The sequence below is a fragment of the Mucilaginibacter sp. OAE612 genome (assembly GCF_041806395.1).
GTDB lineage: Bacteria > Bacteroidota > Bacteroidia > Sphingobacteriales > Sphingobacteriaceae > Mucilaginibacter > Mucilaginibacter rubeus.
The window spans coordinates 458,896-485,354 of the sequence record NZ_JBGMUW010000001.1; the positions used below are offsets into that span (position 1 = coordinate 458,896).

The window sequence follows — 26,459 nt, forward strand, 5'->3', positions numbered from 1 at the left end:
TTTCACCGATAACCAGAGATTTCGCCAACCTTCAAAAAATTGGTGAAATCACAGAACAATCAGTGTAATCCCATCAAATTAATTAAACTCTACTTTAGGGGCTTTGTCGGCGCCTGGTTCGGCAGTAAAATAACCCTTTTCGGAGAAACCGAACATTTTGGCAGTTATATTGGCCGGAAACGAACGGATCTTGCTGTTGTATTCCTGAACGGCATCATTAAAATCTTTGCGCGATACATTGATCCTGTTTTCGGTGCCTTCCAGTTGAATCTGAAGGTCATGGAAGTTAGAGTTCGATTTCAGGTCGGGGTAGTTTTCAGTAATGGAAAGCAATTTGCCCAGGGCCGCGCTTAACTCACCTTGTGATGCCTGGAAAGCTTTTATTGATTCGGGGGTAAGCTTGTTGGGGTCAACTTGCACCGATGTTGCCTTTGAACGGGCTTCAACCACAGCTGTAAGGGTACTTTTTTCAAAATTTGCTGCGCCTTTTACGGTATTAACTAAATTGGGGATCAAGTCGCTGCGGCGCTGATAATCGCTTTGCACGGCACCCCATTTAGCTTTAACAGTTTCATCTAATTTAACCATACTGTTATAGCTGCATGAACTTAAGGGACATAGCTGCAGCTATGATTAATATAACCGAGAATAACTTTTTCATTTGTTTTTCGTGTGTTTTTGTGACGTTTTGGGTTAGAGTGCAAATCACGTACCGTTGTTACAAAGGGAGTGAGTTGCTGACAAGGTGTCAAGTTACGGCTTTTTGGTAAATTATAGAAAGATGGGAGGTGTAAGATGTGCGATATGAAAAATTTTGCACAAATATCTATTCTTTATAAAAGCCGAAAGCCCCATCAGGGGCTGCGTCTTTGTAAATGATTTGTATAAGGTTAATGGCGGAACCCGCTTATCCTGCCAGGCAATGTTCTTCGCGCATGGTTAGTTTCGCTACCATATCTTTTAAAAGCGTACGGGCGCGGTGAAGTGTAGTGCGTGATAAAAGTTCGCTCATGCCCAGCGACGAACCTATTTCCTGGTGCGAGTATCCTTCAATAGCGTACATGTTAAAAACAGAGCGGTATGTTTTTGGTAATTTTTGTACCAATTTCATCAGGTCTTTAGCTTCAAGTCCATTATCATTAAATGAGCTGCTGATAGGTATAGCGGCGGCTTCCTCTGCTGCAAAATCATCAACCAAAACTATTGGCTTTAACTTGCGATAACGTGATATGGCACAATGTACCATGATGCGGCGGATCCATCCTTCCAAACTTCCTTCACCGCGGTAGTTTTTCATGTTGCGGAACATTTTTATAAAACCTTCCTGTAATATATCCTGTGCCTCGTCTTTATCGGTTGCATAACGCATGCAAACAGCAAGCATACGTGGTGCTAATAACCTGTATAATTGTTCCTGGCTCTTCCTGTCGTTAGTCATGCAGCCATTCCATATAGTTTGTAAGCGTTCGTCGGCGGTAGTCATTGTTTTATTATTTAAATACATGAGGTGCATGCCAATCTAAGTGCCATTTTGTAATTTATTGATTTTCAGTATTTTATTTTTTATTGACTTTTAAAACTGTTCGATAGCGTACGGTCAATGTGCAAAGCCGAACGGTTTTGAGCGTATTGAGCACTAACAGAATGGGGGTAATAATTAAAATTTAGCCGATAATATTTATACAAAATGGGGGTTAACACTTTTTTTGGACAAAAAACGCCCAATTGTTTGATTGTTAGATATATATGCAAATGTTAGCCCTGAATTCTGTTAACCCTGTTAACCCCCATTTGTTAGCAGCGTCAATCCAACCCAAAACTATATACCGCCTAAAGCTTAATAAGAAAAAGAGGCTAATCTTGATTATGATACAGCTTCCGGGTGAAAATGAGCTCAGGTAAAAATTGCTGATCAAAGTCTCCCCCTTTGGGGGAGATTTAGAGGGGGTTTCTTAACTTTGCATCATCCGGGATAAAAACCCGGCATTAGTCATGACAAAAGAAACAGAGATAGTTTGTCCTCCCGGACAACAGGAAGATGAGGCGGTTTTAAAGCAACTGGCATCAGCAGCCCTTAAAATTCCCCTGAAAAATATTACGGCATTAAAAATTTTAAAGCGTTCCATTGATGCGCGTGGCCGCCGTGTAGTCTACCGCATGCAGGTGAGGGTTTTTATGCAGGAAGCTTATCTCCCTGAAGTATTTACCATCAATTACCCCAACGTGCAATTTGGCCGACCAGTAATCATCGTTGGTGCAGGCCCGGCCGGATTATTTGCCGCGCTGCAATGCATCGAACTTGGATTAAAACCAGTTGTTATTGAACGGGGCAAGGATGTAAAACAACGCCGCCGAGATTTGGCTAATATCAACAAACAAGGCCTCGTTAACCCCGAGTCAAATTATTGCTTTGGGGAAGGCGGGGCAGGTACTTATTCGGATGGTAAGCTGTATACCCGCTCAACCAAGCGGGGAGACGTGAACCAGGTGCTTAAAATGTTTGTGGCCCATGGTGCCGACGAAGATATCTTGATTGATGCGCGACCGCACATCGGCACCAATAAACTGCCACAGATCATTACAGCTATGCGCGAAACCGTACTGAACGCTGGCGGAGAGATCATGTTTGATACCAAGGTAACCCAATTGCTGGTGGATTTTGGAAAAATTAAAGGCGTAAAAATAGCTACAGGCGAAAAGATCGTGGCTGATGCTGTGATCCTGGCTACAGGCCACTCGGCAAGGGATGTGTTTGAAATGCTGCATAGCCAAAATATCCTGATCGAAGCTAAACCTTTTGCTTTGGGTGTGAGGATAGAGCATCCGCAGGAAATAATTGATCGTGCACAATATCATTGCGAGTTGCGAGGACCTGACCTGCCACCATCATATTATAGTCTTGTCGAGCAGGTTGACGACCGCGGTGTGTTTTCTTTTTGTATGTGTCCCGGTGGTATCATCGCACCGTGTTCAACCGAAGCCGGCGAGATCGTAGTTAATGGCTGGAGTCCCTCAAAACGGAATAACCCTTTCGCAAATTCGGGCACTGTGGTGCAAATTAATTTAGATGATGTTGCCGGCGATGATCACGACCCTTTTAAGATGCTCAACTTTCAGAAGCAGGTTGAACAGGCTGCTTTTGTAGCAGGCGGTGGTAACCTCGTAGCGCCCGGACAACGGATGGTTGACTTTGTGCAGAATCGTTTATCAAACGATTTACCCGTTAATTCATACTTGCCCGGTACTAAAAGCGTTGAACTGAAAGAAGTGTTACCCGGGTGGATCAATGAACGCTTGCGCAAAGCGCTACCGGCATTCGGTAAAAAAATGAAAGGCTATTATACCAACGACGCCATTTTGGTTGGTGTTGAATCGCGTACGTCATCGCCTGTTAAAATCCCTCGCGACAGGGAGACCTTACAGCATCCACAGGTTACGGGTTTATTTCCCTGCGGAGAGGGGGCGGGCTATGCGGGTGGTATAATTTCTGCTGCTATTGATGGGATTAACTGTGCATCTGCTGCTTTAAAAATATTATCATGACCACATCTCAAAAATTATTTAACCAGCTTCAAAGTGTTTTGTCGGGGGAACCATGGTATGGCCCCTCAGTTTATTCCATTGTTGATAATATCAGTTTTGAAGCTGCCTATGAAAAGCCCGCTGGCTCAATACATAATATTGCCGCTATTATTTTGCACATGACCGGATGGACTGAAGAAGTAATGGACCGCATGAATGGCATGGACGCACAGTTGCCGGTTCGTGGTGACTGGCCCGAACCCGGCCTGCCCGACGAACAAAAGTGGAAATGGATTGTTGAAGATATAAAGCTGGTGAATGTAAACCTGGCAGGCTTTATCCAAAACTTCCCGGAAGAAAAATGGAACGAGCCTGTTACCAAAAAGGGCGGAGAAGCCGGAGAAACTTACGAATACCAGGTGGCCGGTTTGATACAGCATCATATTTATCATTCGGCGCAAATTGCTTTACTAAACAGGATGATCAATGGCTAATAAAAAAACATTAATATTAGGGGCAACGCCAGATACCAGCAGGTACGCCAACTTTGCGGCTACCCGCCTGGTTGAACGCGGGCATACCATTGTTAATGTTGGCATAAAAACGGGCGAAGTAGCTGGTGTACCTATTGAAAAACCTGAAACCATACATCATGATATTGATACCATAACGCTGTATGTTGGCCCACAAAATCAACCTCCGTTGTATGATTATATATTGAACACAAAGCCCAAACGGATCATCTTTAATCCAGGAACCGAAAATACCGAACTGAGGCGCAAAGCCAATGAACAAGGTATCGAAACCGAGTACGCCTGTACGCTGGTAATGCTATCGATAGGGGAGTATTAAATTTGGTAACCGTAATTTTGAATTACCGGCCGCCAATAGTCAAGGTTTTTATCCCAGGCATGGCAGCCAAACGGTAGTTTATTATTGTTTATTTTTATAGCTCGTTCGGGAAATAATTCGATTGAGAAACCCGTGGCTTTTTTATAAGAAGGGATATTAAGTACTTTTCTTTTCCTGTTAACCTCGATGCTCCAAAAAACATCTTCGTTGAAGTAATGATCATGGCTAAGGCTTAAATATCGTTTTGCCTGGTTTTTCATATTGATGCAGAGTTCATGAAATTTATTTACCCTGCGTAAGGAGAAACCACCGTTACCAACCCCGTTTTCAAATTGCATAGGTGATGGCCGGCCATCTTTTTGAACGTCGAACTTTAAATGCAGCCATCGCTGAAGTTTGGACTTTACAGCTTTAACAACATCCGGGTAACCGTACTTATGGATCCATGGCGCACCTATATAATCATAGCCCTGTGTGCACCATTCCATTAATTCATCGCTAAATACAAATGCATCCAGTTGATGTATCAGCATGAAATCGTAAGTTAAAAAGCTTCGGTAAAATTCTTCCGAAAGCATAAGTGCATTATAGCCTTTAATATTTTTAAAATACCTGTCGTCGAAATTAATTACATTAGCTATGGCATCTAATTGGGCTTCATCGGGCAATATAAGGTTATGTGGTTTAATAACTATTATATCATGGGCCGATAATACTTTAGTTGCCTGTACAAGAGCCGTGTGTTCGAGATTGCTCATAACAGGCTTATAAAAAGGGATCACTACTGCTGCTTTCACGGGTAAAAAAAGAAAAAAGTTGATGTTTTGTTTTAAACTTTAGCTGTTTGTGGCAGTTGCTGTGTTTAGAAAAAACTCCACGCACGAATACTGTTGTGATAAAACAGTTGTTCGTTATAATAATACTGCAGTGATATTAGCGCAATAATAACGTCGAACGCTACAGATTGTTATCAAAAAATGTGTAACACTTAAGCTACATAAACAGGCTGCAATCTATATATGTACGAAATATCTTTAGATTTTTTTAGTATATAATAAGGGCAGGAGGTGCACTTTAGTTATAAGTAAGCATGCCCTGGGTTTGCAAATCAAAAACCTTTCAAAGCAAATAAGAGCCTACGCCTGGGCATTAAAAGCCTGCATATCTATCAGCTTTTTATATACGCCATTGTTTTGAAGTAATTCTACATGTGATCCCCGTTCAACAATACTGCCGTTTTCAAGCACAATTATAATATCTGCATTTTGAATGGTGCTTAAGCGATGGGCTATGATAAGTGAAGTTCTGTTCTTCATTAGATTGTTTAAAGCTTCTTGAACCAGCTTTTCTGATTCGGTATCTAGGGCTGATGTTGCTTCATCAAGTAACATAATCGGCGGGTTGTTCAGCACCGCCCGGGCAATACAGATACGCTGACGCTGGCCTCCTGATAGTTTGGTGCCGCGGTCGCCGGTGTTGGTTTGATAACCTTTGCCTGTTTCCATAATAAAGTTATGTGCATTAGCTATGCGGGCAGCCGCTTCAACTTCTTCCTGGGTCACATTTGGCTTGCCGAATGCGATATTATTAAATATCGTATCATTAAATAAAATCGACTCCTGGTTCACAATGCCCATTAAAGCCCTTAATGATTCCATAGTAACAGTTTGGATGTTTTTACCGTCGATAGAGATCGTACCTGACTGGGGCTCACTGAACCGTGGCAGTAGATCCATTAAAGTAGATTTTCCACCACCTGAGGGCCCAACCAGCGCTACTGTTTTTCCTTTCGGAATTTCGAGGTTGATGTTTTTAAGTACGTATTTCTCAGTTTCAATTAGCTGTTTTTCGGTACCCGAAACCTGGGCAGCATCAGGTTTAATAGTATATGCAAATGATACGTTTTCGAAACTGATCCTATCCTCAAAACCAGTTAGCTCCGTGGCATTGGGTGCATTAACAATTAATGGCTTCTCATCTATGAGTGCCAATACGCGTTCACCCGCTGCTATGCCCGAATGGATATTGCTAAATGAATCGGATATAGCCTTGGCCGGGCGCATGATCTGCGAAAACATAGCAATATAAACTATGAAATTATCGGCAGATAGTGTACCCTGGTGACTGATAATTAACGAGCCGCCATATAATACTATTCCTGCAACCATTAATACACCCAGAAATTCAGATACCGGCGAGGCCATTTGCTGCCTCTTTGCCATAGAGCGGGTAATTCTTGAATATTCTTTGTTTTCGTGATCAAACCGGTTTTTTATAAACGAAACTGCATTAAATGCTTTGATAATCTTGATGCCTGATAAGGCTTCATCAAGATTACTGATCATGTTGCCGTAAGTTTGCTGTGATTCTGCAGCTTGTTCTTTCAAACGCTTAACTATCCTTGATATGATAAATGCCGAAACAGGGATTATCAACATGGAAAACAACGTCAGTTTAACTGATATTACAAATAAAAATACAAGATAAGTTAAAAGCTGGAAAGGCTCTTTAAACGCAACCTGCAAAGTACCCGTTACCGAAAACTGAACAACCTGCACATCTGCTGAGATCTTTGAAAGGATATCACCCTTGCGTTCATTACTAAAATAACCCAGGTGCAGGTTCATAACATTATTAAAAACAGTACGGCGCAGGTTAAGCAGAGTGTATATACGCAGGTTTTCCATAATCCGCTGTGAAAAATAACGAAACAGGTTGCTTAGTAATACAGACACAACTATAGCTGCGCAAACAAATTTCAAAGCTCCAAGCGGCCCGTAAGTTAAATTGGCTTCGTGGGCAAAATAGTCGAAATCTTTTAGGGGGTTCCACCAGTTTGTCGGTTTGGTAACCGCTTCGCCGGTTTTGGGGTCAAAAATTGTTTTTAGCAATGGTGCCAGTAAAGCAAGGTTAAGAGTATTAAATATTACCGAAAATAAAGTACATATAAAATAAGGGACCGCGAATTTACCTATGGGACGGGCGAAGGAAAGAAGCCTGAAATAAATCTTCATTAAATTTTATTATAAAATGCAAAGCTAATAGTAATTAGCTAATAACGTGTAACGTGGTCTAAAAGCATATCATCCTACGGGCAAATACTTTTGGGTTGCCTGCCAAACTTGCTCGATATCTATACCTGCAATGCATGGAAAAGATTCGTCACTTTGTACTTTAAATACGCAGTTCCAGTTGCAATAATAGCAATCCATTTTTTCGTAGATAAATGATCCGTTTTTGACGATGTCTTCAGGATAAGGAACAAAACGATCGAAATGACCACCACCAACAATACATACAAAAGGAGTGTCAACGGCCGCGGCTATGTGAACGGCGCTGCTATCATTACAGATTATCATAGCTGAATTTGCAACCAACTCGATAAGTTCGTTTAAATTGGTTTTACCGCTGATGTTGACGACTGATGCTGATTGCGATTGTTCCATTATATAATTGCAGAGCGGTATTTCAGCTTTACCGCCCGCCAGGTAAATGATTTCATTTGTGTTTTGCCTAAGCTTTTTAATTAAAAGCGCAAATTTTTCAGCTTCCCATCCCCGGCTTTTAAGTCCTGCTCCCGGAAAGACAATGATGCCACTTTTTGTTGTTCGGTTAGCACCAATAAATTGTTTTCGAATGGAGATAAGTTGATCAAGTGCCTGTTCAAAAAAATATCGGTTCCTGGCAAATTCAAAATGTATTAAAGGGGGAATTGGTAATAATGTTTTATAAAATTTATCTGTTTTAACTTTGTATTTAGGTTCAATGCCTTCAGTATCGCTTTCAAAACCAATCAGGTTTGATGAACCCGAAAGCGCGGCGAGCCCATCCGTAATAAAGGTACGTGTACTGGTAGGGTTTAAAACTTTCTCATAACTTCTGCCAAATAACTGCAATCCTAATTTAAAAACTGCCCCGGGCGAATAATAAAGATTATTTGCTTTTGTAAAGAAAAATTTTGTTATGTATTGTCCGTCATGCGTTGTAGCAATATCGCGCCATATTTCGTTACCTAATAAATCTATTTCGTAATTACGGTACTTTGTTGATTGCTTTAAGATCTCAATAAAATTTCTGAACAAAACGTAATCACCTATGGCATCGGCCTTAATGATTAGTATTCTTTTTTTGGAGGGTTTGAATAAAGCAAAAAATCGGAATACGTATGGTATTTTTAGTAAGATGAAGCGTGTTAGCCGGAATAGATTCCTGTTTTTTTGCATTTAAAAACAACAGATAAAAGGTAATGTATTTGCCTTTATAGTATTTACTTTGTACAATTAAATAATGAGCGAAAATACACAAAATATAACGTCAAAAAAGGTAGATGCGTATGCACGGAGGCTCACAGTTATAATTGTTACTTATAATGCTGCCGCCACATTGCAAAAAAGCCTGGATAGCGTTTACATGCAAAGTTACCCTGATATTGAACTCATTGTTGTTGATGGGAACAGCAGCGATGGCACAAAAGATATATTGATTGCCAATAACGATAAGATCACTTACTGGAGAAGCGAACCTGATAACGGCATATACGATGCTATGACTAAGGCTTTAAAACAAGCTAAAGGCGATTGGATTTATTTTTTAGGGGCTGATGATGATTTATTGCCTGATTTTTCAAATATGGCTATGGAACTAAATGAGCCTAATACCATTTATTACGGAAGCGTATTGACGAGAGGATTAAAGCCCTTGGGCGAGGTATCTGATTACTATCTTGCCAAGCACGGCATTATTCAACAGTCTATCATTTATCCTAAAATCGTTTTTGAAAAATATAGCTATAACTTTAAGTATCGTTCCTCGGCCGATTTTGCGCTGAATATGCAATGCTTTGGCGATAAAAGTTTGAAGTTTGTGCATTTGAACCATGTAATAGCAAATTTTAGTCATGATGGTGTTTCAGGCCAGTCGCGAGATATGGTATTTGAAAAGGATAAACCTAAACTGATATTAAAGAATTTTGGTTTTAAATTCTGGTTTAGGTTTATGGTCAGAAAAATGCGAGGCAAATCATAATTACCTGCCTTTAAGTACTTCCTGATATAGCTCTAAATACCGCTTAGCTGTTTCATCCCAGTTAAAAGTTTCGGCGTGGGCAATTATCTTATCTGACGGTGAATTTTTATGAAAATCTTCCAAACCTGCATTAAATACATTTTGCATTTCAGCAGGTTCAAAATCGTCAAAATAATAAGCACAATCTCCCGCAATTTCGGGTAGGGAGGTGCGGGTAGATACAAAAACAGGTTTGCCAAAATGCATAGCTTCAATTACTGGTAAACCGAACCCTTCAGCAATGGAAGGAAAAACAAATGCTTCACAATTTTTATAATACCAGGCCCTGTCATCATCTGATATCGGCCCGGTTATTTTAACCCTGTTTTCTACGCCATGTTTTTTTGCCTCTTCAATGATCTTTTCTTCATAGGGCGTTTTGATGCCCGAAATGACGAGTTCAAAATCATTATTTGCAAGTAAGGCAGGTAGTACGTGAAAGTTTTTTTTGGCTGCCACAATCCCAATGGTAAATAAAAAAGGTTTTTGAGGGAAGTAAGCCGGTTGGTGCCCTTGTTTTAATATCAATTTATCAGCACCATTATGAATAACTGTTAACCTGTTTGCAATATGCGGGAAGTAGGTTAAAACATCGTTAGCAGCAAAGTTTGATATTGTTACTATTTTATTACTTGAATTAATTCGCTCCCCCAGCTTTTTAAGGTACAGGTTCAGTTTTTCTTTGCCTACGTTTTCATGCACCTGGTTAATGTCATGTATAGTAAGTATCTTTTTGTATTTGCTCCGCACTTTTTTAGGCTTTAGCCTTGAAAACTGGTCGGTAAAATGGAATAGGTCAATGCCTTTGTTATTGTAGAAAAAAAACTTGTGATGCTTTTGTAAATAAGTTCTGTGTATTGCCGCATCCGCATCAAATTCGGTTACCGATTTGTGCAGAAAATATGTCAAATTAAAACCTGTGTTTTCTTTTGCCAGGGCTTTCCCAAGGCTCTTTCCAAAATGATATAGGCCGGTATTCGGGTACCTCATGGAGTCCAACGTTACCAATACACGAGGTTTATTTATAGCCATGTTTTAACTTGTTCTGCCACCATAAACGGCGTAATTGTTTCTAAATTGTTTGTTCCGCTTTCAATATAGCCCGCCTTTTTGCCAACAGGTGCCCATCTGCCCGGGTGTATAGGCCTTAATGAGGGGAATAATCCAAGGGTATTGATCCCGGTTAGAGCGGCCAAATGCAGCGGACCTGTACCTGAAGCAATAAGCCCGCCAGCTTTACTTATGAAGGCTATCAATTGCCCCAGCGACATCTGCCCGGTCATATCCCGTACTGTTGTCGGGAGTGTTTTGATCCAGTTTGCAAGTAATGCTTTTTCGTTTTCAGACCCTGTTATGATAATGTTGAATTTGTCGGGCGGCAAGTTATTGATGAGCTCTGCAAAATTATCCAGGCCCCACTCCATACCACTGCCATGCGATTTTGGATGGATGATCAGGTTAAATTTATCGTTTACAAGTACAGCCCCCAAAGCTGGCGTAAGCTCAACATTATTCTGGAAATTATCATGTGCTATAATTCCAGGTAAGGAAGGTATATGCTCAAGGCCTAATGGCTTTAACAGGACCAGGTTAAGCTGCGACTCATGCAGATCTGATTTTTTACGGCTTAATTTTACCAGCTTGTTACAGGTGTACCAATGAAAAACCCTGTTGGTTGTTCCTATCCGGAGTTTAATACCTGCCTGTTTTGCTATCCTGGCAATATGTTTATTGGGCAGCACGTGTATTACTGCGTCAATGTTTTGCTTTTGCAGATATTCAATTTGGCTGGTATCAGGGAGCGTTTTTAGTTCGTCGTAATTAACAAAAGCATCTATCGAAGCCATAGCGTTAATTACCGGCTGTGTATATGTTCGGCCCAAAAACGAGACTTTAGCGCCTGGGAACAATTGTTTAAGGTAGGATGCCACAGGTAATGTTAGTACAACATCGCCAATAGCATCAACCCTGCTTATTAAGATGTGCGGCGCTTCTGTATCCTGAAATTGGAACATGATTTTTATTGCAGATGTTGATCGGCTATTATATTTAACCAACGGCAATAATAAAGATTTAAATTATACAATAGTTTTATTCTTGTATTTTAATTATATAAATAATTTAATACGATGGATAAAATTAATACGATGGATAAAATAGGAAAGGTGTGCTCGTTATTATTCGATTACACACCTTTGCTACTAATTAATAACCTGGCTCTGTTTCTAATTTGATTGGGATCTCTTAAAATTAATATACAAAATTTACACCCCCGGTGCCTCCAGATGTTGTGTATAATTTGAAAAACGTACCATTATTAGGGCTTACTACTCCCCCAAATGTGCGGGTTGTCGCTAACGTTACTGTTACAGGACCAAATGTTGCCATTCCATCTGCAATAATTGATAAGTCTCCATCATTAGTTAAAACTAACATCGTGTTTCTTGGGTTTTTACTGCCGCATTTATAATAATATGTCTGAGATTCAAATACGGGAGGGCCATTTACCTGATAAAGCACCAAATTCAGATCGTTTTGTGCGTCTAATCTCGTTACTTTGTTATTTGTACCGCTTGCCCATAATACTTTGCCCGTGTTTTTTACATAGACAACAAGGTTTCCGTCATCCTGGTTATTGAATGCGTAGATTCCTGCTTGCCATGATCCTTTAGGAATTATTACAGACGAGGCTCCAGCCACTGGAAAACGTGAAATCACTGTATAGTAGCTTGACGGATACGGTGATGAATATGATTTTGAATAAGCACATGAAACATCACTGTTTATCGCGATTTTTTTAGCATTTTTGACACTATCGTTAATAAGCAGGCTATCGGTACCGGTACTTTTATTAAGATCTTTGGACTTTGTTTGTTTGGGTACAACTGTAAAATTGGTGTTGTTATTTTTGCTACAACCTAAGAAAATAAATAGGCAGGTTGTAATTAGAAAGATTTTTTTCATACAGATAAATTGGGTTATTTGAGCTAAGGTTATTAATCTTGTGAAGATATAAATAATATACATGTTGTAATATGTTTTATATATTATATTAATATTTAATTGAACGGAATACCTGATATCAATCTAAGTGACGATTTTCGTGTAATTGCGCGCGCGTTAACTATCGTTGAGAATGATCTTAATGGCAGCGGCGCATTGCTTAAAAGCCTTAAGTTTGATAAAAGCTGCCCGGTTATCGGCATTACCGGCCCTCCCGGAGCCGGCAAGAGCACCCTGGTAAACGGTATCATTGATATACTTTTGGTCAGCGGTAAAAAAATAGCCGTGTTAGCCATCGACCCCACTTCACCATTTAATTTCGGATCATTACTGGGTGATAGAATCAGGATGGCATCCCATTTTAATCATCCCGATGTTTTTATCCGGTCATTAGCCACACGGGGCTCTTTAGGAGGCTTGTCGGCAAAAACTATTGAGATGGCCGATGTGCTAAGGGCCGCAGGTTTTGATTATGTGCTGATTGAAACAGTAGGCGTGGGGCAGTCTGAAATTGAAATTACCGGCCTGGCCGATATTACGCTGGTTGTATTGGTGCCTGAGGCAGGCGACGAGATCCAACATATTAAATCGGGCTTGATGGAAATTGCTGATGCTTTTATTATCAATAAAGCAGATCGGGAGGGGGCTGATGTGTTTGCCAATAACTTAAAAAAGATCATTGGACACAGCGTTGACGAGCAGCCGCCAATTTTTAAAACTATAGCCTCTCAAAACCAGGGGCTCGGGGATATAGCCGCCTTTATACAACACACCAATTTAAAGCAAAACAACAGGCGTAAATTGCTGCTGACCGAAAAAGTATACAAACTTATTCAGCAAAAAATGATGACTGGAATCGATAAAAAAAAGCTTCAGCTTGATATAGCTAAAGCTTTGGGGGCCGGAAATTTTAACCTGTATAGTTTTGTGGATACATATGTATAGTTATTTGATAGCTTAATGTAAAGAAAATACAGATTGAGCTTTTTTGTTTATATAAATTTAATGTGAGTTTTAGCTGTTCATAATTTCTTCAATGTGCTCTGCTTCAACCGGGATGCTACCCATTAAATCTATATTGCCGGCGCCGGTGATGAGGATATTGTTTTCAAGGCGGATACCCAACCCCTCAGCGGCAATGTAAATGCCTGGTTCGCAAGTTAATATATTCCCCGCCTCAAAAGGTTTATACCTGCTGGCATAGTCATGAACATCCAGGCCCAGGTGGTGCGAGGTGCCGTGCATGAAGTATTTTTTATACAGAGGCGCGTTTTTGTCTTGTTTTTCAACATCATGTCTGTCAAGCAAGCCCAGGCCAATAAGCTCTCCCGTCATGATTTTACCAACTTCATCCTGGTATTCATTCCATACTGTGCCTGCCACGATGAGTTTTGTAGCTTCCCGCATCACTTTCAAAACGGCATTATAAACCTGGCGCTGCCGTTCAGTGAAACGGCCGCTAACAGGTATTGACCGGGTCATGTCAGCATTATAATTGCCATATTCGGCACCAAAATCAAGCAGTATTACATCGCCCTTGTTACATACCTGGTTATTATCATTGTAGTGCAGCACAATAGCGTTGCCGCCCGAAGCAATAATTGGATTGTAAGCATGGCCCGTAGCACGCTGTCTGATGAATTCATGAATGATCTCAGCTTCAATCTCATACTCGGTTACACCGGGTTTGGTATATTTTAAAACACGTACAAAAGCATCACGCGTAATGTCGCAGGCTTTTTGCGTGAGCTCTATTTCAATATCTGATTTTATTACCCTAAGATCGCGTAAAATCGGTGCCGAACGGGTGTAATTATGAAGCGGGTACTTTAATTTAAGAGCTTCATACATGCGGTAATCGCGATATGGAACGGTATGAGCGTACCTGTCATTTTCGTTAGTATTGATGTAGATATTTTCGCTGTAGTTAATAATGCCATGGAGTATGGTATCATATTCATTCAGCCAAAAAATACTTTCAATGCCCGATGCTTCGCGTGCTTCCTCTTTAGTGTATTTGTGGCCCTCCCAAATAGCTATATGTTCGTTGGTTTGTCTTAAAAAAAGTACTTCTCTGTATGCTTTATTAGGACAATCGGGGTACAAAACCAGGATGCTTTGTTCCTGATCAATGCCCGTTAGGTAAAAAAAATCCGGGTTTTGTTTAAACATAAATGCCTGATCACCACTGCGCGGGAACTCGTCACTGGCATGAAAAATAGCGATTGAATTGGGTTTTGTTCTTGAAACGAAATTTTTTCTATTATTTGTAAATAAGCTATTTTTTATCGGCAGATATTTCATATTTATCGGTTGAATATTTTATTAAATCATTTTTTTTTAGTTATTTGTGTAACTATTACAATTTTTGGAACAATGTTTGGTCATGGATTCAAACATAATTACTAAATTTGAAAAAAATCACAATTAAAATCGTTTAATCTTAAAAACTATGAATTATTCTACATTAAAGAAAACAGTCGCATTGTCTTTTGCTTCTTTGATGGTTGCAGGTTTGGCGAACGCGCAAACCGATTCAACCAAAACAACGGCAACTACAACGTCATCTGAAACCTCAACCGCTAAGGTATTTGGTGGTTTAGGCCAGTACAGGAAATTTAGCATTGGTGTAAATGGTGGTGTTACCTCACAATCATTAGCAACCGGTGGTTCAAGCGATTTCCAAAAGAAAAAACTTAGCCTTGGTTATGGTATTTCATTGAAAGAGCAATTAGCACATTCTTTTGCTTTACAATTAGACCTGAACGGCGGTAAAATTAAAGGCGAAAATGATGGTACCGGCGGCACTTACCGTAATGGTTATGTTAGCTATGATACCAAATTCTGGCAGGGAAGTTTAAGCGCGGTTGTTAACGTTGCTACTATCGATTTCATCCGTCGTAAAAATGCTGTTAACTTCTACTTCAAAGGTGGTTTCGGTTTAGCGATGTATGATCCAACTATTACAAGGATTAACGGTGGAACCCAAATAACCGGTCATTTCAAAAACAATGGTACTGACGGTACTCATTACGTAAAAGAACTGGTTATCCCTGTTGGTGCAGGTGTTAAATTCAGGTTAAGTGACGCTGTTGCCTTAGATTTGGGTTATACTCAAAACTATATTGACGGCGATAACCTTGACGGTTTCAACAGGGCTTATCCTACTAAAGACCACTACTCATACGGTTACGCTGGTTTAGAATTTACTTTAGGTTCAAAATCGAAACCAGTATTAGAGTGGGTTAACCCGGTTGCTATGATGTATGACGAGCTGTATGATGCAGCTTTACGTCAGGAAGTTGAAGCTTTAAAAGGCCGTGTTGCTAACGTTGAAACTGCAGTTAACGACCTGAAAAAAGACTCTGACGGTGACGGTGTTGCTGATCAGTTTGACAAATGCCCAGGTACTGCTGCAGGTAGCGTAGTTGATGGCTCTGGTTGCGTTATCGTATTCCCTAAAGCTGATTCTACCGTTGCTGCTCCTGCTACTGCTTACTCAAACATCCAGTTTGAATTTGACAGCTCAGTATTACGTACTTCATCTTATCCAGTATTAGATGCTACTTCAGCTGATTTACGTTCATCTGGTTCAGCTGTTGAAGTTGACGGTTTCGCTTCATCTGAAGGTACTGCTGCTCACAACTTATCATTATCTAAAGACCGTGCTAACTCAGTAAAAACTTACTTAGTTAACTCTGGTGTTGATGCTAAGAAAGTGAAAGTAAAAGGTTACGGTGAAACTAACCCAATTGCTGACAACTCAACTGAAGAAGGCCGCGTACTTAACCGTCGTGTTCAATTCAAAAAGAAATAATATCTGATTAAATATTATTTGCGAAGGCTCCGGATAACCCGGAGCCTTCTTTGTTTTATAAGGTTTTGTGCTTAATAGTTATACCTTATATAATAGGTATGGGTTTACAGCGGCAAAATTTTACGTAAGTTTGTGTAATGTATTTCTTCAGAAAAAAAGATCCGAACCGCCCCGATAATTTTAATTTAAGGGTGATGCATTTTATAAATGCGCTGGCTATTATTATGTTCCTGGCCGGGATTATCTGGAAACTGGTACAGGTATTTATACTTAAAAAATGAAAACAATCATCAATACCAACAATGCACCTGCCCCTATTGGGCCATATAGCCAGGCTACCTTAGCCGGCGGTTTTTTATTTGTTTCGGGTCAGATCCCTATTGATCCGCTAAGTGGCGAACTCATCAGCGGTGATATCAAAGCGGAGGCTACACAGGTAATGGAAAATATCAAAGCTATTTTAACCGAAGCTGGTTTAGGTTTCGATAACATAGTAAAAACCAGTATCTTCTTAACCGATCTGCAAAATTTTGTACAGGTTAACGAAGTTTACGGAACCTATTTTACTGCCGATTTTCCGGCCCGCGAAACTATCCAGGTATCCGCTTTACCAAAAGGGGTAAACGTTGAGATCTCGGTTATCGCGGTTAAGTAGATTTTTCGATTTCAGATTTTGTCTGAACCGGGATTATACGGATTTAGGGGTTCACTGAATTTTTTGAATTCTGCTAATTCCTAAATTCTGTAATTTCTGATTCAGACAAATGCGTTAGGGATAGGAGTGGATACCGGCTTGAGCCTAAGGCCTGCAGGCGTATGAGCGGATAGCCCGGCCGCAGGAACGCCCAAAATTAAAGATTGGCGGTTAGAGGTTAGAGATTAGGTTTGCATATGAAACTCGATAAGCAGATTTTAAGAACGCTCCATTTACCTTGCATCCTGGCCCAACCAACGATTGTCTCGTTATATTATAGATTAGTCGATAGGTTATTTATAGCCATCTGTTAATTTAAGAAAACCACATAAACTACATTTACTCTACCGCTATAAAGAAAGGTTAAAACAGTTAATCAATGAATCCTTTTCAAACGCCACTTGTATACTTAAAAGGTGTAGGCCAGTCGAGGGCCGAGGTTTTGAAAAAGGAACTTGAACTGCACACCTTTGAGGATCTGCTGCGCCATTTCCCGTTCAGGTATATTGACCGTACCCGCTTTTATAAGGTAAGGGAGATACGTGAAGAACTGCCTTATGTACAGGTGCTGGCGCGAATTATAAGTAAAGAAATTGTTGGTGAAAAACAAAGCCGCCGCCTGGTGGTAAAGGCTAAGGACGATACTGGTATTATTGAGCTGGTATGGTTTAAAGGCATTAACTGGATAGAGAAAACCATTATTCCCGGTAAGGTTTATATATTGTTCGGAAAGCCCGGCTTTTTTAATATGATGCCACAGATGGCGCATCCCGAAATGGAGTTATATATGCCGGGTGCTCAAAAACAGGGCAACCTATCCTTACAACCTGTTTACAACTCAACAGAAAAGCTCAAACAATTTTCGCTGGATAGCAAAGGAATTCAAAAACTTACTGCGGTATTGCTTGATCTGCATGCTAAGGACATACGCGAAAACTTGCCTTTATATATCATCAATCAGTTTAAGCTGCTCAACCGGGCCGATGCTTATCGTAACATTCATTTCCCGGCTGATGCTACATTTCTTAATGAAGCATTACACCGTTTGAAGTTTGAAGAGTTGTTTCTGCTTCAGCTTAAACTACTTAAAAATAAACTGCTTCATACGCAAAAGTTTAAAGGGAATGTATTTGATAAAGTTGGGCATTATTTTAATGAGTTTTATCATCACAAGCTGCCTTTTACCTTAACCGATCCGCAGAAGCGGGTATTGAAGGAGATTAGGCAGGATACTCAACGGGGCATACAAATGAATCGTCTGCTTCAGGGTGATGTGGGTAGCGGTAAAACCGTAGTAGCGCTGATGAGCATGTTAATAGCTATTGATAACGGTTTTCAAACCTGTATTATGGCGCCTACCGAGATCCTGGCCAACCAGCATTATCAAACCATTAAAAGCCTCGTAGGCGATGATTTTATTGAGGTTGCTTTATTAACGGGTTCAACCAAACAAAAGGAGCGTAAAGTGTTGCATCAAAAGCTTGAAGAAGGTACGCTTAAAATATTGGTTGGTACCCATGCCCTTATTGAAGATAAAGTACAGTTTAAAAACCTGGGCTTTGTGGTAATTGATGAACAGCACCGCTTTGGGGTTGAGCAACGGGCTAAACTTTGGCGAAAAAATGCTGTTCCGCCGCATATATTGGTAATGACGGCTACACCTATTCCCCGTACATTGGCCATGACATTATATGGTGACCTGGATGTGTCAGTGATTGACCAGTTGCCGGCTGGTCGTAAACCTATCCAAACGGTTCATTTTTATGAAAATCAGCGCTTACGGATGTTTGGTTTTATGAAACGGGAGATAGCATTGGGCAGGCAGATCTATGTAGTATATCCGCTGATCCAGGAAAGTGAAAAGCTCGACCTTAAAAACCTACAGGACGGCATCGAAGCCATGTCGCGCGAGTTTCCGCTGCCTGATTACCGGCTTAGCATTGTACACGGCAAAATGAAGCCTGCCGAGAAAGATTTTGAAATGCAGCGTTTTATTAAAGGAGAAACGCAGATCATGGTGGCCACTACCGTAATAGAAGTAGGGGTAAACGTACCGAATGCTTCGGTGATGATCATTGAAAATGCCGAGCGTTTTGGCCTGTCGCAATTGCACCAGCTGAGGGGGAGGGTAGGACGCGGGGCCGAGCAATCCTATTGTATTTTGATGAGCAGTCATAAATTGAGTCACGACGGCAAGATTCGTTTGGATACCATGGTAAAAACCAACAATGGCTTTGAAATTTCGGAGATAGACCTGCAGTTGCGGGGACCGGGCAACATAGAAGGCACCCAGCAAAGCGGCGTGGTAGATTTGAAGCTGGCCAACCTGGCCACCGACCAGGAGCTGCTTTTTAAGGTGCGCAAGTGTGTTGAAGCCATATTTGAAAAAGACCCTCAACTGGCACATCCCGAAAACCAGATTTTGCATCATGCCTTTGAAGTAAAGAACGCAGGGTTGAGTTGGGATAAGATATCGTAAGCCAGGAATACTACAGAATAATCCCGCGTCATTGCGAGGAACGAAGCAATCCCCGGTGTGCAGAGTAGCTGTGCAGGTTCGCTGGGTAAAGTTTGGGATTGCTTCGTACCTCGCAATGAGGTCTTTTTTAATTTAGTATAATGCCCGTAACCCTTCCTCCTTTAGCTGTCAAATAGTACATTTGTTAAAACTGATCTTACTATTTATATATGAAGAAATTTACTTTATTATTTTCTGTTGCTGCATTGCTGTGTACACAAGTTGAGGCACAGGACTCTTTAACTATCCGCAAAATGTATGACGAAGCATTGGTTAATGGCCAGTGTTATGAAAATCTCCATTACCTGTGTAAAAATATAGGTCAGCGCCTCAGCGGTTCTGGCAATGCTCAAAAGGCTGTCGACTGGAGTAAAAAACTGATGGATGGTTATGGTTTCGATAAAGTTTACCTGCAGGAAGTAATGGTGCCGCATTGGGTGCGCGGAGCGAAAGAGGAGGCCGCTATAATTGATGGTAAAACCCGCATCCCCGTACCAATTGTTGCCCTGGGTATGTCGATAGCAACGCCTAAAGCGGGTATTACAGCTAATGTTATCGAGGTTAAAAGTATAAAAGAACTTGAAGGCCTTGGCGAGAGTGTAATAAAAGGAAAGATCGTTTTCTTTAACCGCGCGTTCGATCCGCGTTTTATTGAAACAGGTATGGCCTACGGCACAGCAGGCGATCAGCGTTTTATGGGGCCGGCCGTAGCCGCCAAACTTGGTGCAGCCGGTGTAATCGTACGTTCGCTCACTGAAATCATCGATGATTATCCGCATACCGGCGCTACCCTTGCTGCCCCGGGCAGTAAAATGATTCCAGCTGCGGCCATCTCTACAAAAGCAGCCAATAAGTTAAGCGCTATGCTTAAGTTGAGGAAATTCCCGGCGGCAAAATTTTACTTTAAGCAAAATTGCGAGTTACTGCCTGATGTGAAATCATATAACGTTATAGGCGAAATTACCGGTTCTGAAAATCCTAACAAATTTATTACCGTTGGCGGCCACCTGGATTCATGGGATTTGGCCGAAGGCGCGCATGACGATGGTACCGGAGTCATGCAATCAGTTGAGGTATTGCGTATTTTTAAGGCCGTAGGTTATAAACCTAAAAACTCGGTACGCGCCGTGCTTTTCATGAACGAGGAGAACGGTCATAAAGGCGGCGCCAAGTACGCCGAACTGGCCGCTCAGAATAAAGAACAGCACATTGCCGCTATTGAAACCGACGAAGGTGGCTTTACGCCCCGCGGTTTCAGCTTTGCCGATGTATCAAAAGATTTTATCAAAAGAGTTAACGATAACTTCAAATCAATCCTGGAACCATACGATGTTGACAAGTTAACCATCGGAGGGGCAGGTACGGATATTGAGCCGATGAAAGAAACGGTACCGGGAGTAGTATTAATTGGTTTCCGCCCGGATTCACAACGATATTTCGACTTGCACCATACCGCTAAAGACGTTTTTGAAAACGTGAACAAACGTGAGCTGGAACTTGGCGCGGCTGGTATGGCAACGTTAATTTATTTGATAGATCAGCACGGATTGTAAGGAACCGAACCATGATTTTTAGGATTAAAGGATGATCCTGATGTGATACCATGCATAAAATTCATGGTAATCTTCTAATCCTAAAAATCAAGGTTCAAAAAAATAGCTACCTTTGCGGCACATCTAAAAATTAATAAATAGTGACCGAAGAAGGCGATAGTAAACCCCGGAAAATAGACTCCTTTGCAGCATTGCGTTATAAAGATTTCAGATCTTACATAGGCATGCGTTTTTGTTTCACTTTTGCATATTCCATGCAGGCCGTAGTACTCGGCTTTTATATTTACAGTATCACCCATAGTAAAATAGCCCTCGGCCTTATTGGCTTGTGCGAGGCTATTCCGGCTATTGGTATTGCTTTGTACGGCGGCTATATCGCCGATAAATCTGAAAAGCGAAAAATGCTTTTGCTGATCTTTAGTGGAGTGTTACTGACATCCCTGGTGATGTTTACCGTAACACTCAAAAGCATGAGCGGTATTATTCATACTGGTTGGATTGTACCTATTATGTACGCTATGATATTTTGTAATGGTGTGGCGCGTGCCTTTTATGGCCCGGCAACATTCACCATTTACGCTAACAGTATCCCAAAAGAATTGTATCCAAATGGCAGTACCTGGAGCAGTAGCAGCTGGCAAGTTGCATCTATTTTGGGCCCGGCAGCAGGTGGTTTAATATACGGTTATGCGGATAAAGTAATACCGGGCTTAAGTGGTATTACCGCTACGTTTAGCTGTATCCTATTTTTATTATTAGTATCACTGGTATTGGTATACATGCTGCGTCAATATCCGGCGCAATATGTTCCTAAAGAAAGTATCTGGAAAAGCCTTTCGGAAGGGATTCATTTTGTGTTTGGAAACAAAATGATGATCGGCGCTATGAGCCTCGATCTGTTTTCGGTATTTTTTGGTGGTGCGGTGGCTTTGCTGCCTGTTTTTGCCAATGAAATATTAAAAGTCGGTGCTGAGGGACTGGGTATCATGAGGGCGATGTCATCATTAGGGGCGGTGTTAACTATGTTGGTGATGACACGTTTTTCGCCGATGGGCAAGCCGTGGCGTAACCTGCTTATTGCGGTGACCGGTTTTGGTTTGTCAATCATATGTTTTGGTTTATCAACTAATTTTTACCTCTCGCTATTATTTATATTTACTGAAGGAGCTTTTGATAGCATCAGTGTTATTATCCGAGGTACGCTGATGCAGCTTTTGACACCTGATCATATGCGTGGCAGGGTATCGGCCGTGAACCAGATGTTTATCGGCTCATCTAACGAGATCGGCGCTTTTGAATCGGGCACGGCTGCGCAACTGCTGGGTACAGTTCCCTCGGTGTTATTTGGTGGGAGCATGACGATGATTATAGTTGGCATTACTTATCTGAAAACTAAGAAATTGATCCCGTTATCATTACAGCAGATCCACGCGCCGGGTGAGGAGGGGATAAAGGAAGGATAGATCCCCAACCGTCATGCTGAACTTGTTTCAGCATCCCATAAGCAAGGTCGGCAATTGCTTAGCAAGGCGGCTTAACACGTGGGGTGCTGAAACAAGTTCAGCATGACGATATGTGTTTTAACCTCCTTCTCCCATCATGAATTTTTTATGTAGCCAGCATTATTTTTAATCTATCCCCTTGCTTTGCTGCATTATAAATTCACATCTTTACGTTGCCAAAAAACGGCACCATCAAACCAATAAACAATAAAACAAACTCACCCTTACAAACAATGAAAAAGGTAATATTAGTAACAGGAGCATCTTCTGGTATTGGCTTAGCTTGTGCCAGTGCACTGCAGGCGGCAGGCCATATGGTTTACGGGTCATCACGTAACCTCGACCGCATGAAATCTGTATCGTTTAAACCTGTTCAACTTGATGTTACCGACGATGCTTCGGTAAAGGCAGCAATCGACACCATTATTAAGGCCGAAGGCAAAATCGACGTATTGGTGAACAATGCCGGCAATGGTGTAACTGGTCCGGCTTATGCTATGCCGGTTGAAAGTGCGAAGCAACAGTTTGAGGTTAACTTTTTTGGTGTGATCCGTGTTAGTTCGGCAGTATTGCCGGGCATGATCGAAAAAGGTCAGGGACTTATTGTAAATATCAGCTCGTTAGCTGGTTTATTCGGTTTGCCATACCAGGGTATGTACAGCGCCTCAAAATATGCTATTGAAGGCTACTCGCAAAGTTTAAGGATGGAACTGCGTAATACAGGTGTTAAAGTAACCCTGCTTAATCCGGGTGATTTTAAATCGGATTTTAGCCAGAACCGCGCTAAGGTTAAATTTCCTATCAAAAATGATAAGCTTGAAACTGAATACAATGCCGCCGTTGCCGCTATGGAAAAAGACGAAAGCATTGCCCCAAGCCCTGAATCATTAGCTAAAAAGCTGGTTTCGATAGTAGCTTCGTCAAGCCCTAAACATCGTTACCTGGTTGGACAGGTTGGCCAAACTATTGTGCCTACGCTAAAAGCGATATTGCCGGGTGGGTTGTTTGAGAAATTGATGAATGATCATTACGGGATAAAGTAAGATTTTATTTCAATAGCTATAAAAATGCCATCCGGTTAGGATGGCATTTTTTGTTAAATTCAAAACTACTTCGGGTTTAGCGATAGCGTAACCCGGAGTGGGCATTGCTTAAGCTTTCAGCTTCAGTGATAAAGCTGAAAGCTTTATGCGTGTTTTACCACGGGTTACGCTATCGCTAAACCCACGGCAGATTTTGGATTTTATTTTATTCAAACCAATCTTTGCCATTATCCAATCGAATAAGCATATCTGAAAAAGATGTGCCGATTTCAATAAAGTACTTTTCTTCGTCATTAAGAAAATCTGAAAGAATAATACGATGAGTTCCATCTTTTCTAAATTGGATGCCAATGAATTCGCCTCCACCGTTGGTGCCAATACCTAATATACCAGGCCTGTATTCAGGAAATTCATAACCATCGTTTGCTTCTGCAAGTTCTTCGCCTGGCCATAGGCGCACAAAGTTTTCGCCAATAAACTCCCCAAACGGTCCGTAATTTTCGAGGTAATATTTATAGTCTTCAGGTAGTTGAAAAGGAAGGGCGTTTAAAATATTCTGTTCCAAAGGTTTTGACCTCCGTTCAAACTCGTATTTATTTAATAGGTATTCGAGCTTTTCCATTTTATTTAGATCGCGTGTTAAAGAACTCAGTTAAACTATAAAAAAAGGCCGCATCACTTGTTTTTAGATACGGCCTTTATACGGACTTACGCCGTCAACTTCTTATACTTGATCCTTTTCGGAGCAACATCGCCCAAACGTTTCTTCCTGTTCTCTTCATAATCAGAATAGTTTCCTTCAAAAAAGTAAACCTGCGAGTTGCCTTCAAAGGCCAGGATGTGCGTACAAATACGGTCGAGGAACCAGCGGTCGTGACTGATCACTACAGCGCAGCCGCCAAAGTTTTCGAGGGCCTCTTCCAATGCACGTAAAGTGTTTACGTCGATATCGTTGGTTGGCTCATCCAGCAGTAATACATTCGATCCTTTTTTGAGGGTGATAGATAAGTGCACACGGTTACGCTCGCCACCCGATAGTACACCCACTTTTTTCTGCTGATCGGCACCGTTAAAGTTAAACTTGGATACATATGCCCTTGAATTTAACGGACGGTTACCCACCATAATGGTTTCCAAACCGCCGGTTACGTTTTCCCAAACAGATTTGTTAGGGTCAAGGTCATCATGCATCTGGTCAACATAACCTAAAGCTACAGTTTCACCTACACGGAAGGTACCGGCATCGGGCTGGTCCTGCCCGGTGATTAAACGGAACAGCGTGGTTTTACCCGCACCGTTCGGGCCGATGATGCCAACTATACCAGCTGGTGGTAATGAAAAGCTCAGGTTATCAAATAATAATTTATCGCCGTATGATTTACTAACACCATTGGCCTCAATTACCACGTTACCCAAACGCGGGCCCGGCGGAATAAACAGCTCCAGCTTTTCTTCGCGTTCTTTAGTTTCCTCAGATGCCAGTTTTTCGTAATTGCCTAAACGGGCTTTTGACTTGGCGTGGCGGCCTTTCGGGCCCATGCGTACCCACTCCAGCTCGCGTTCCAGGGTTTTCTGGCGTTTGCTCTCGCTCTTCTCTTCCTGGGCCAAACGCTTGGCTTTTTGATCTAACCATGAGGAATAATTTCCTTTCCATGGGATTCCTTCTCCACGGTCGAGTTCGAGGATCCAGCCGGCAACGTTGTCAAGGAAATACCTATCGTGCGTTACTGCGATAACTGTTCCTTTATATTGTTGTAAATGTTGCTCCAGCCAATCAATAGATTCGGCATCCAGGTGGTTGGTAGGCTCATCAAGCAATAAAACATCCGGTTCTTTTAATAACAGGCGGCATAGCGCTACACGGCGGCGCTCACCTCCTGATAGTACCGAAATTTTGGTGTCGGGTTCCGGGCAACGGAGGGCGTCCATAGCACGTTCCAGTTTGCTATCCAGCTCCCACGCGTTTACCGCATCAATTTTATCCTGTAATTCGCCCTGGCGGTTCATTAGTTTTTCCATGGCATCGGCATCTTCATAATATTCCGGAAGACCGAATTTTTCGTTGATCTCTTCGTACTCCTTTAATAGGGCAGTAGTTTCAGAAACCCCTTCCTCAACTATTTCGCGCACGGTTTTTTCAGGATCAAGTTCCGGTTCCTGGCTCAGGTAGCCAACGGTATAGCCCGGCGAAAACACCACTTCGCCTATATTAGTTTTATCAATCCCTGCAATAATTTTGAGCAATGACGATTTACCGGAGCCATTTAAGCCGATAACGCCAATTTTTGCGCCGTAAAAAAACGACAGGTATATGTTTTTTAATACTGTTTTTTGCGGGGGATAAACTTTGCTCACCCCGGCCATTGAAAAAATTATCTTTTCGTCTGCCATTATAATTGGATCAATAAATAGAAATTCAAATATGGCTAAAATAGATGAAACGGAGGTTGTAGATTAATGATTAGGGGGGTAGTAATTTTAAGTTGTTTTTTGAGTTATAATGTTAATTTAAATTTAATTGAATCTTAAGCGAAGCGCACAACCATCACCGAGGGTTTCCCGTATATAAGTTATATGACGATACCTGCTGGCTAATGCCTAATTGTCATGTTTATGACGAAATGCCCTAAAAGGTGGAAATGTTATTAAATATTTGAAATTTGTTCAAACTTTTTTAGGATATTTATATCAAACAGGTAAGTTTCGTTCGTATATTGTAAAAAAAATGCTTGTTAGCGGGCTTTTCAGATAAAAACTGTTGATTGATGCCAAACTTTGATACATTGCGTATCATTACAATGTCTGTTTCTGCAAAGCATTAAATGTTGGCAATATTGTTGATGAAAGTAAACAGGCGTCGTAATTTGTAAAAACATAATTTATACATTAGG

The 26,459-nt window shown here is 41.3% G+C and carries 22 protein-coding genes and 1 pseudogene; 12 read left to right on the top strand and 11 right to left on the bottom strand.

Features of this window, described 5'->3' with window-relative positions:
• Positions 1–78: 78 nt before the first annotated feature.
• Positions 79–661, bottom strand: a pseudogene (locus ABID99_RS02000) (LemA family protein).
• A 246-nt stretch (positions 662–907) separates the two neighbouring features.
• The gene (locus ABID99_RS02005; RefSeq protein WP_229701637.1) at positions 908–1,483 is read right to left on the bottom strand and encodes an RNA polymerase sigma factor; all 576 of its coding nucleotides are present in this window, start codon (positions 1,481–1,483) and stop codon (positions 908–910) included.
• 509 nt (positions 1,484–1,992) lie between these two features.
• On the opposite strand from ABID99_RS02005, the gene ABID99_RS02010 reads away from it, so the two are divergent.
• From ABID99_RS02010 to ABID99_RS02020, 3 genes are read left to right on the top strand one after another with little or no spacing between them, the layout of a single operon-like run.
• Entirely contained in the window at positions 1,993–3,543 is a 1,551-nt protein-coding gene (locus tag ABID99_RS02010) for an NAD(P)/FAD-dependent oxidoreductase (protein ID WP_373612691.1), read from the top strand.
• The gene (locus tag ABID99_RS02015; RefSeq protein ID WP_373612692.1) at positions 3,540–4,016 is read left to right on the top strand and encodes a DinB family protein; all 477 of its coding nucleotides are present in this window, start codon (positions 3,540–3,542) and stop codon (positions 4,014–4,016) included. The genes ABID99_RS02010 and ABID99_RS02015 overlap by 4 nt, the downstream gene beginning before the upstream one ends.
• Positions 4,009–4,374, top strand: a complete 366-nt coding sequence (locus ABID99_RS02020; protein ID WP_188833348.1) for a CoA-binding protein — start codon at positions 4,009–4,011, stop codon at positions 4,372–4,374. The genes ABID99_RS02015 and ABID99_RS02020 overlap by 8 nt, the downstream gene beginning before the upstream one ends.
• Here the strand turns inward: ABID99_RS02020 and ABID99_RS02025 are convergent.
• The 3 genes from ABID99_RS02025 to ABID99_RS02035 form a co-directional block, all read right to left on the bottom strand.
• Positions 4,371–5,171: a DUF5672 family protein gene (locus tag ABID99_RS02025; RefSeq protein WP_090528791.1), complete on the bottom strand. Its 801-nt coding sequence runs from the start codon at positions 5,169–5,171 to the stop codon at positions 4,371–4,373. The genes ABID99_RS02020 and ABID99_RS02025 overlap by 4 nt on opposite strands.
• Positions 5,172–5,510: 339 nt before the next feature.
• Complete coding sequence (locus ABID99_RS02030; protein ID WP_090528788.1) at positions 5,511–7,388, bottom strand: ABC transporter ATP-binding protein; 1,878 nt, start codon at positions 7,386–7,388, stop codon at positions 5,511–5,513.
• A gap of 69 nt (positions 7,389–7,457) precedes the next feature.
• On the bottom strand, positions 7,458–8,456 hold the full coding sequence (locus tag ABID99_RS02035) for a glycosyltransferase family 9 protein (RefSeq protein ID WP_373612693.1): 999 nt from the start codon (positions 8,454–8,456) through the stop codon (positions 7,458–7,460).
• 205 nt (positions 8,457–8,661) lie between these two features.
• Between ABID99_RS02035 and ABID99_RS02040 the strand changes: the two genes are divergently transcribed.
• Positions 8,662–9,399, top strand: coding sequence for a glycosyltransferase family 2 protein (locus ABID99_RS02040; RefSeq protein ID WP_373612694.1), 738 nt, complete (start codon positions 8,662–8,664; stop codon positions 9,397–9,399).
• On the opposite strand, the gene ABID99_RS02045 is transcribed toward ABID99_RS02040, so the two are convergent.
• The 3 genes from ABID99_RS02045 to ABID99_RS02055 all read right to left on the bottom strand — a co-directional run bounded on the left by ABID99_RS02045 (position 9,400) and on the right by ABID99_RS02055 (position 12,402).
• Positions 9,400–10,470 carry a glycosyltransferase family 1 protein gene (locus tag ABID99_RS02045; protein WP_176628027.1) on the bottom strand — a complete coding sequence of 357 codons (1,071 nt, stop codon included), beginning with the start codon at positions 10,468–10,470 and terminating at the stop codon, positions 9,400–9,402.
• The gene (locus ABID99_RS02050; RefSeq protein ID WP_090529660.1) at positions 10,461–11,453 is read right to left on the bottom strand and encodes a glycosyltransferase family 9 protein; all 993 of its coding nucleotides are present in this window, start codon (positions 11,451–11,453) and stop codon (positions 10,461–10,463) included. Before ABID99_RS02050 ends, ABID99_RS02045 begins: the two co-directional genes overlap by 10 nt.
• Positions 11,454–11,688: 235 nt before the next feature.
• Positions 11,689–12,402: a hypothetical protein gene (locus tag ABID99_RS02055; protein ID WP_090528777.1), complete on the bottom strand. Its 714-nt coding sequence runs from the start codon at positions 12,400–12,402 to the stop codon at positions 11,689–11,691.
• 99 nt (positions 12,403–12,501) lie between these two features.
• Here ABID99_RS02055 and meaB point away from each other — a divergent pair, with 99 nt between their 5' ends.
• Entirely contained in the window at positions 12,502–13,386 is an 885-nt protein-coding gene (gene meaB, locus ABID99_RS02060) for a methylmalonyl Co-A mutase-associated GTPase MeaB (protein ID WP_176628028.1), read from the top strand.
• A gap of 69 nt (positions 13,387–13,455) precedes the next feature.
• On the opposite strand, the gene ABID99_RS02065 is transcribed toward meaB, so the two are convergent.
• Positions 13,456–14,745, bottom strand: coding sequence for an aminopeptidase P N-terminal domain-containing protein (locus ABID99_RS02065; RefSeq protein ID WP_188833344.1), 1,290 nt, complete (start codon positions 14,743–14,745; stop codon positions 13,456–13,458).
• Between the two features lie 148 nt (positions 14,746–14,893).
• Between ABID99_RS02065 and ABID99_RS02070 the strand changes: the two genes are divergently transcribed.
• The 7 genes from ABID99_RS02070 to ABID99_RS02100 all read left to right on the top strand — a co-directional run bounded on the left by ABID99_RS02070 (position 14,894) and on the right by ABID99_RS02100 (position 23,568).
• The gene (locus tag ABID99_RS02070; protein ID WP_090528769.1) at positions 14,894–16,258 is read left to right on the top strand and encodes an OmpA family protein; all 1,365 of its coding nucleotides are present in this window, start codon (positions 14,894–14,896) and stop codon (positions 16,256–16,258) included.
• A gap of 137 nt (positions 16,259–16,395) precedes the next feature.
• Positions 16,396–16,539, top strand: coding sequence for a DUF6728 family protein (locus ABID99_RS02075; RefSeq protein WP_162997005.1), 144 nt, complete (start codon positions 16,396–16,398; stop codon positions 16,537–16,539).
• Positions 16,536–16,913, top strand: coding sequence for a RidA family protein (locus ABID99_RS02080; protein ID WP_373612695.1), 378 nt, complete (start codon positions 16,536–16,538; stop codon positions 16,911–16,913). The genes ABID99_RS02075 and ABID99_RS02080 overlap by 4 nt, the downstream gene beginning before the upstream one ends.
• A 418-nt stretch (positions 16,914–17,331) precedes the next feature.
• A complete protein-coding gene (gene recG, locus ABID99_RS02085; RefSeq protein WP_090528762.1) occupies positions 17,332–19,431 on the top strand; it encodes an ATP-dependent DNA helicase RecG in 2,100 nt (699 codons plus the stop codon).
• A 209-nt stretch (positions 19,432–19,640) separates the two neighbouring features.
• Positions 19,641–21,023, top strand: coding sequence for a M20/M25/M40 family metallo-hydrolase (locus ABID99_RS02090; RefSeq protein WP_373612696.1), 1,383 nt, complete (start codon positions 19,641–19,643; stop codon positions 21,021–21,023).
• A 140-nt stretch (positions 21,024–21,163) separates the two neighbouring features.
• Positions 21,164–22,486 carry an MFS transporter gene (locus tag ABID99_RS02095; protein WP_373612697.1) on the top strand — a complete coding sequence of 441 codons (1,323 nt, stop codon included), beginning with the start codon at positions 21,164–21,166 and terminating at the stop codon, positions 22,484–22,486.
• Positions 22,487–22,758: 272 nt separating this feature from the next.
• On the top strand, positions 22,759–23,568 hold the full coding sequence (locus ABID99_RS02100) for an SDR family oxidoreductase (RefSeq protein ID WP_373612698.1): 810 nt from the start codon (positions 22,759–22,761) through the stop codon (positions 23,566–23,568).
• Positions 23,569–23,773: 205 nt separating this feature from the next.
• Here ABID99_RS02100 and ABID99_RS02105 read toward each other — a convergent pair whose 3' ends face one another.
• Entirely contained in the window at positions 23,774–24,190 is a 417-nt protein-coding gene (locus ABID99_RS02105) for an SMI1/KNR4 family protein (RefSeq protein WP_373612699.1), read from the bottom strand.
• Positions 24,191–24,276: 86 nt separating this feature from the next.
• Positions 24,277–25,959 (bottom strand): energy-dependent translational throttle protein EttA, encoded by a 1,683-nt coding sequence (ettA, locus tag ABID99_RS02110; RefSeq protein ID WP_090528750.1) that lies wholly within the window; start codon positions 25,957–25,959, stop codon positions 24,277–24,279.
• Between the last annotated feature and the right edge of the window lie 500 nt (positions 25,960–26,459).

What these genes read in the sequence shown, in the direction of transcription:
- ABID99_RS02005 (WP_229701637.1), bottom strand. Translation starts at nt 1,483, where the DNA reads ATGACTACCGCCGACGAACGCTTACAAACTATATGGAATGGCTGCATG.
- ABID99_RS02010 (WP_373612691.1), top strand. Translation starts at nt 1,993, where the DNA reads ATGACAAAAGAAACAGAGATAGTTTGTCCTCCCGGACAACAGGAAGAT.
- ABID99_RS02015 (WP_373612692.1), top strand. Translation starts at nt 3,540, where the DNA reads ATGACCACATCTCAAAAATTATTTAACCAGCTTCAAAGTGTTTTGTCG.
- ABID99_RS02020 (WP_188833348.1), top strand. Translation starts at nt 4,009, where the DNA reads ATGGCTAATAAAAAAACATTAATATTAGGGGCAACGCCAGATACCAGC.
- ABID99_RS02030 (WP_090528788.1), bottom strand. Translation starts at nt 7,388, where the DNA reads ATGAAGATTTATTTCAGGCTTCTTTCCTTCGCCCGTCCCATAGGTAAA.
- ABID99_RS02040 (WP_373612694.1), top strand. Translation starts at nt 8,662, where the DNA reads ATGAGCGAAAATACACAAAATATAACGTCAAAAAAGGTAGATGCGTAT.
- ABID99_RS02045 (WP_176628027.1), bottom strand. Translation starts at nt 10,470, where the DNA reads ATGGCTATAAATAAACCTCGTGTATTGGTAACGTTGGACTCCATGAGG.
- ABID99_RS02050 (WP_090529660.1), bottom strand. Translation starts at nt 11,453, where the DNA reads ATGTTCCAATTTCAGGATACAGAAGCGCCGCACATCTTAATAAGCAGG.
- ABID99_RS02055 (WP_090528777.1), bottom strand. Translation starts at nt 12,402, where the DNA reads ATGAAAAAAATCTTTCTAATTACAACCTGCCTATTTATTTTCTTAGGT.
- ABID99_RS02065 (WP_188833344.1), bottom strand. Translation starts at nt 14,745, where the DNA reads ATGAAATATCTGCCGATAAAAAATAGCTTATTTACAAATAATAGAAAA.
- ABID99_RS02070 (WP_090528769.1), top strand. Translation starts at nt 14,894, where the DNA reads ATGAATTATTCTACATTAAAGAAAACAGTCGCATTGTCTTTTGCTTCT.
- ABID99_RS02075 (WP_162997005.1), top strand. Translation starts at nt 16,396, where the DNA reads ATGTATTTCTTCAGAAAAAAAGATCCGAACCGCCCCGATAATTTTAAT.
- ABID99_RS02080 (WP_373612695.1), top strand. Translation starts at nt 16,536, where the DNA reads ATGAAAACAATCATCAATACCAACAATGCACCTGCCCCTATTGGGCCA.
- recG (WP_090528762.1), top strand. Translation starts at nt 17,332, where the DNA reads ATGAATCCTTTTCAAACGCCACTTGTATACTTAAAAGGTGTAGGCCAG.
- ABID99_RS02090 (WP_373612696.1), top strand. Translation starts at nt 19,641, where the DNA reads ATGAAGAAATTTACTTTATTATTTTCTGTTGCTGCATTGCTGTGTACA.
- ABID99_RS02100 (WP_373612698.1), top strand. Translation starts at nt 22,759, where the DNA reads ATGAAAAAGGTAATATTAGTAACAGGAGCATCTTCTGGTATTGGCTTA.
- ABID99_RS02105 (WP_373612699.1), bottom strand. Translation starts at nt 24,190, where the DNA reads ATGGAAAAGCTCGAATACCTATTAAATAAATACGAGTTTGAACGGAGG.
- ettA (WP_090528750.1), bottom strand. Translation starts at nt 25,959, where the DNA reads ATGGCAGACGAAAAGATAATTTTTTCAATGGCCGGGGTGAGCAAAGTT.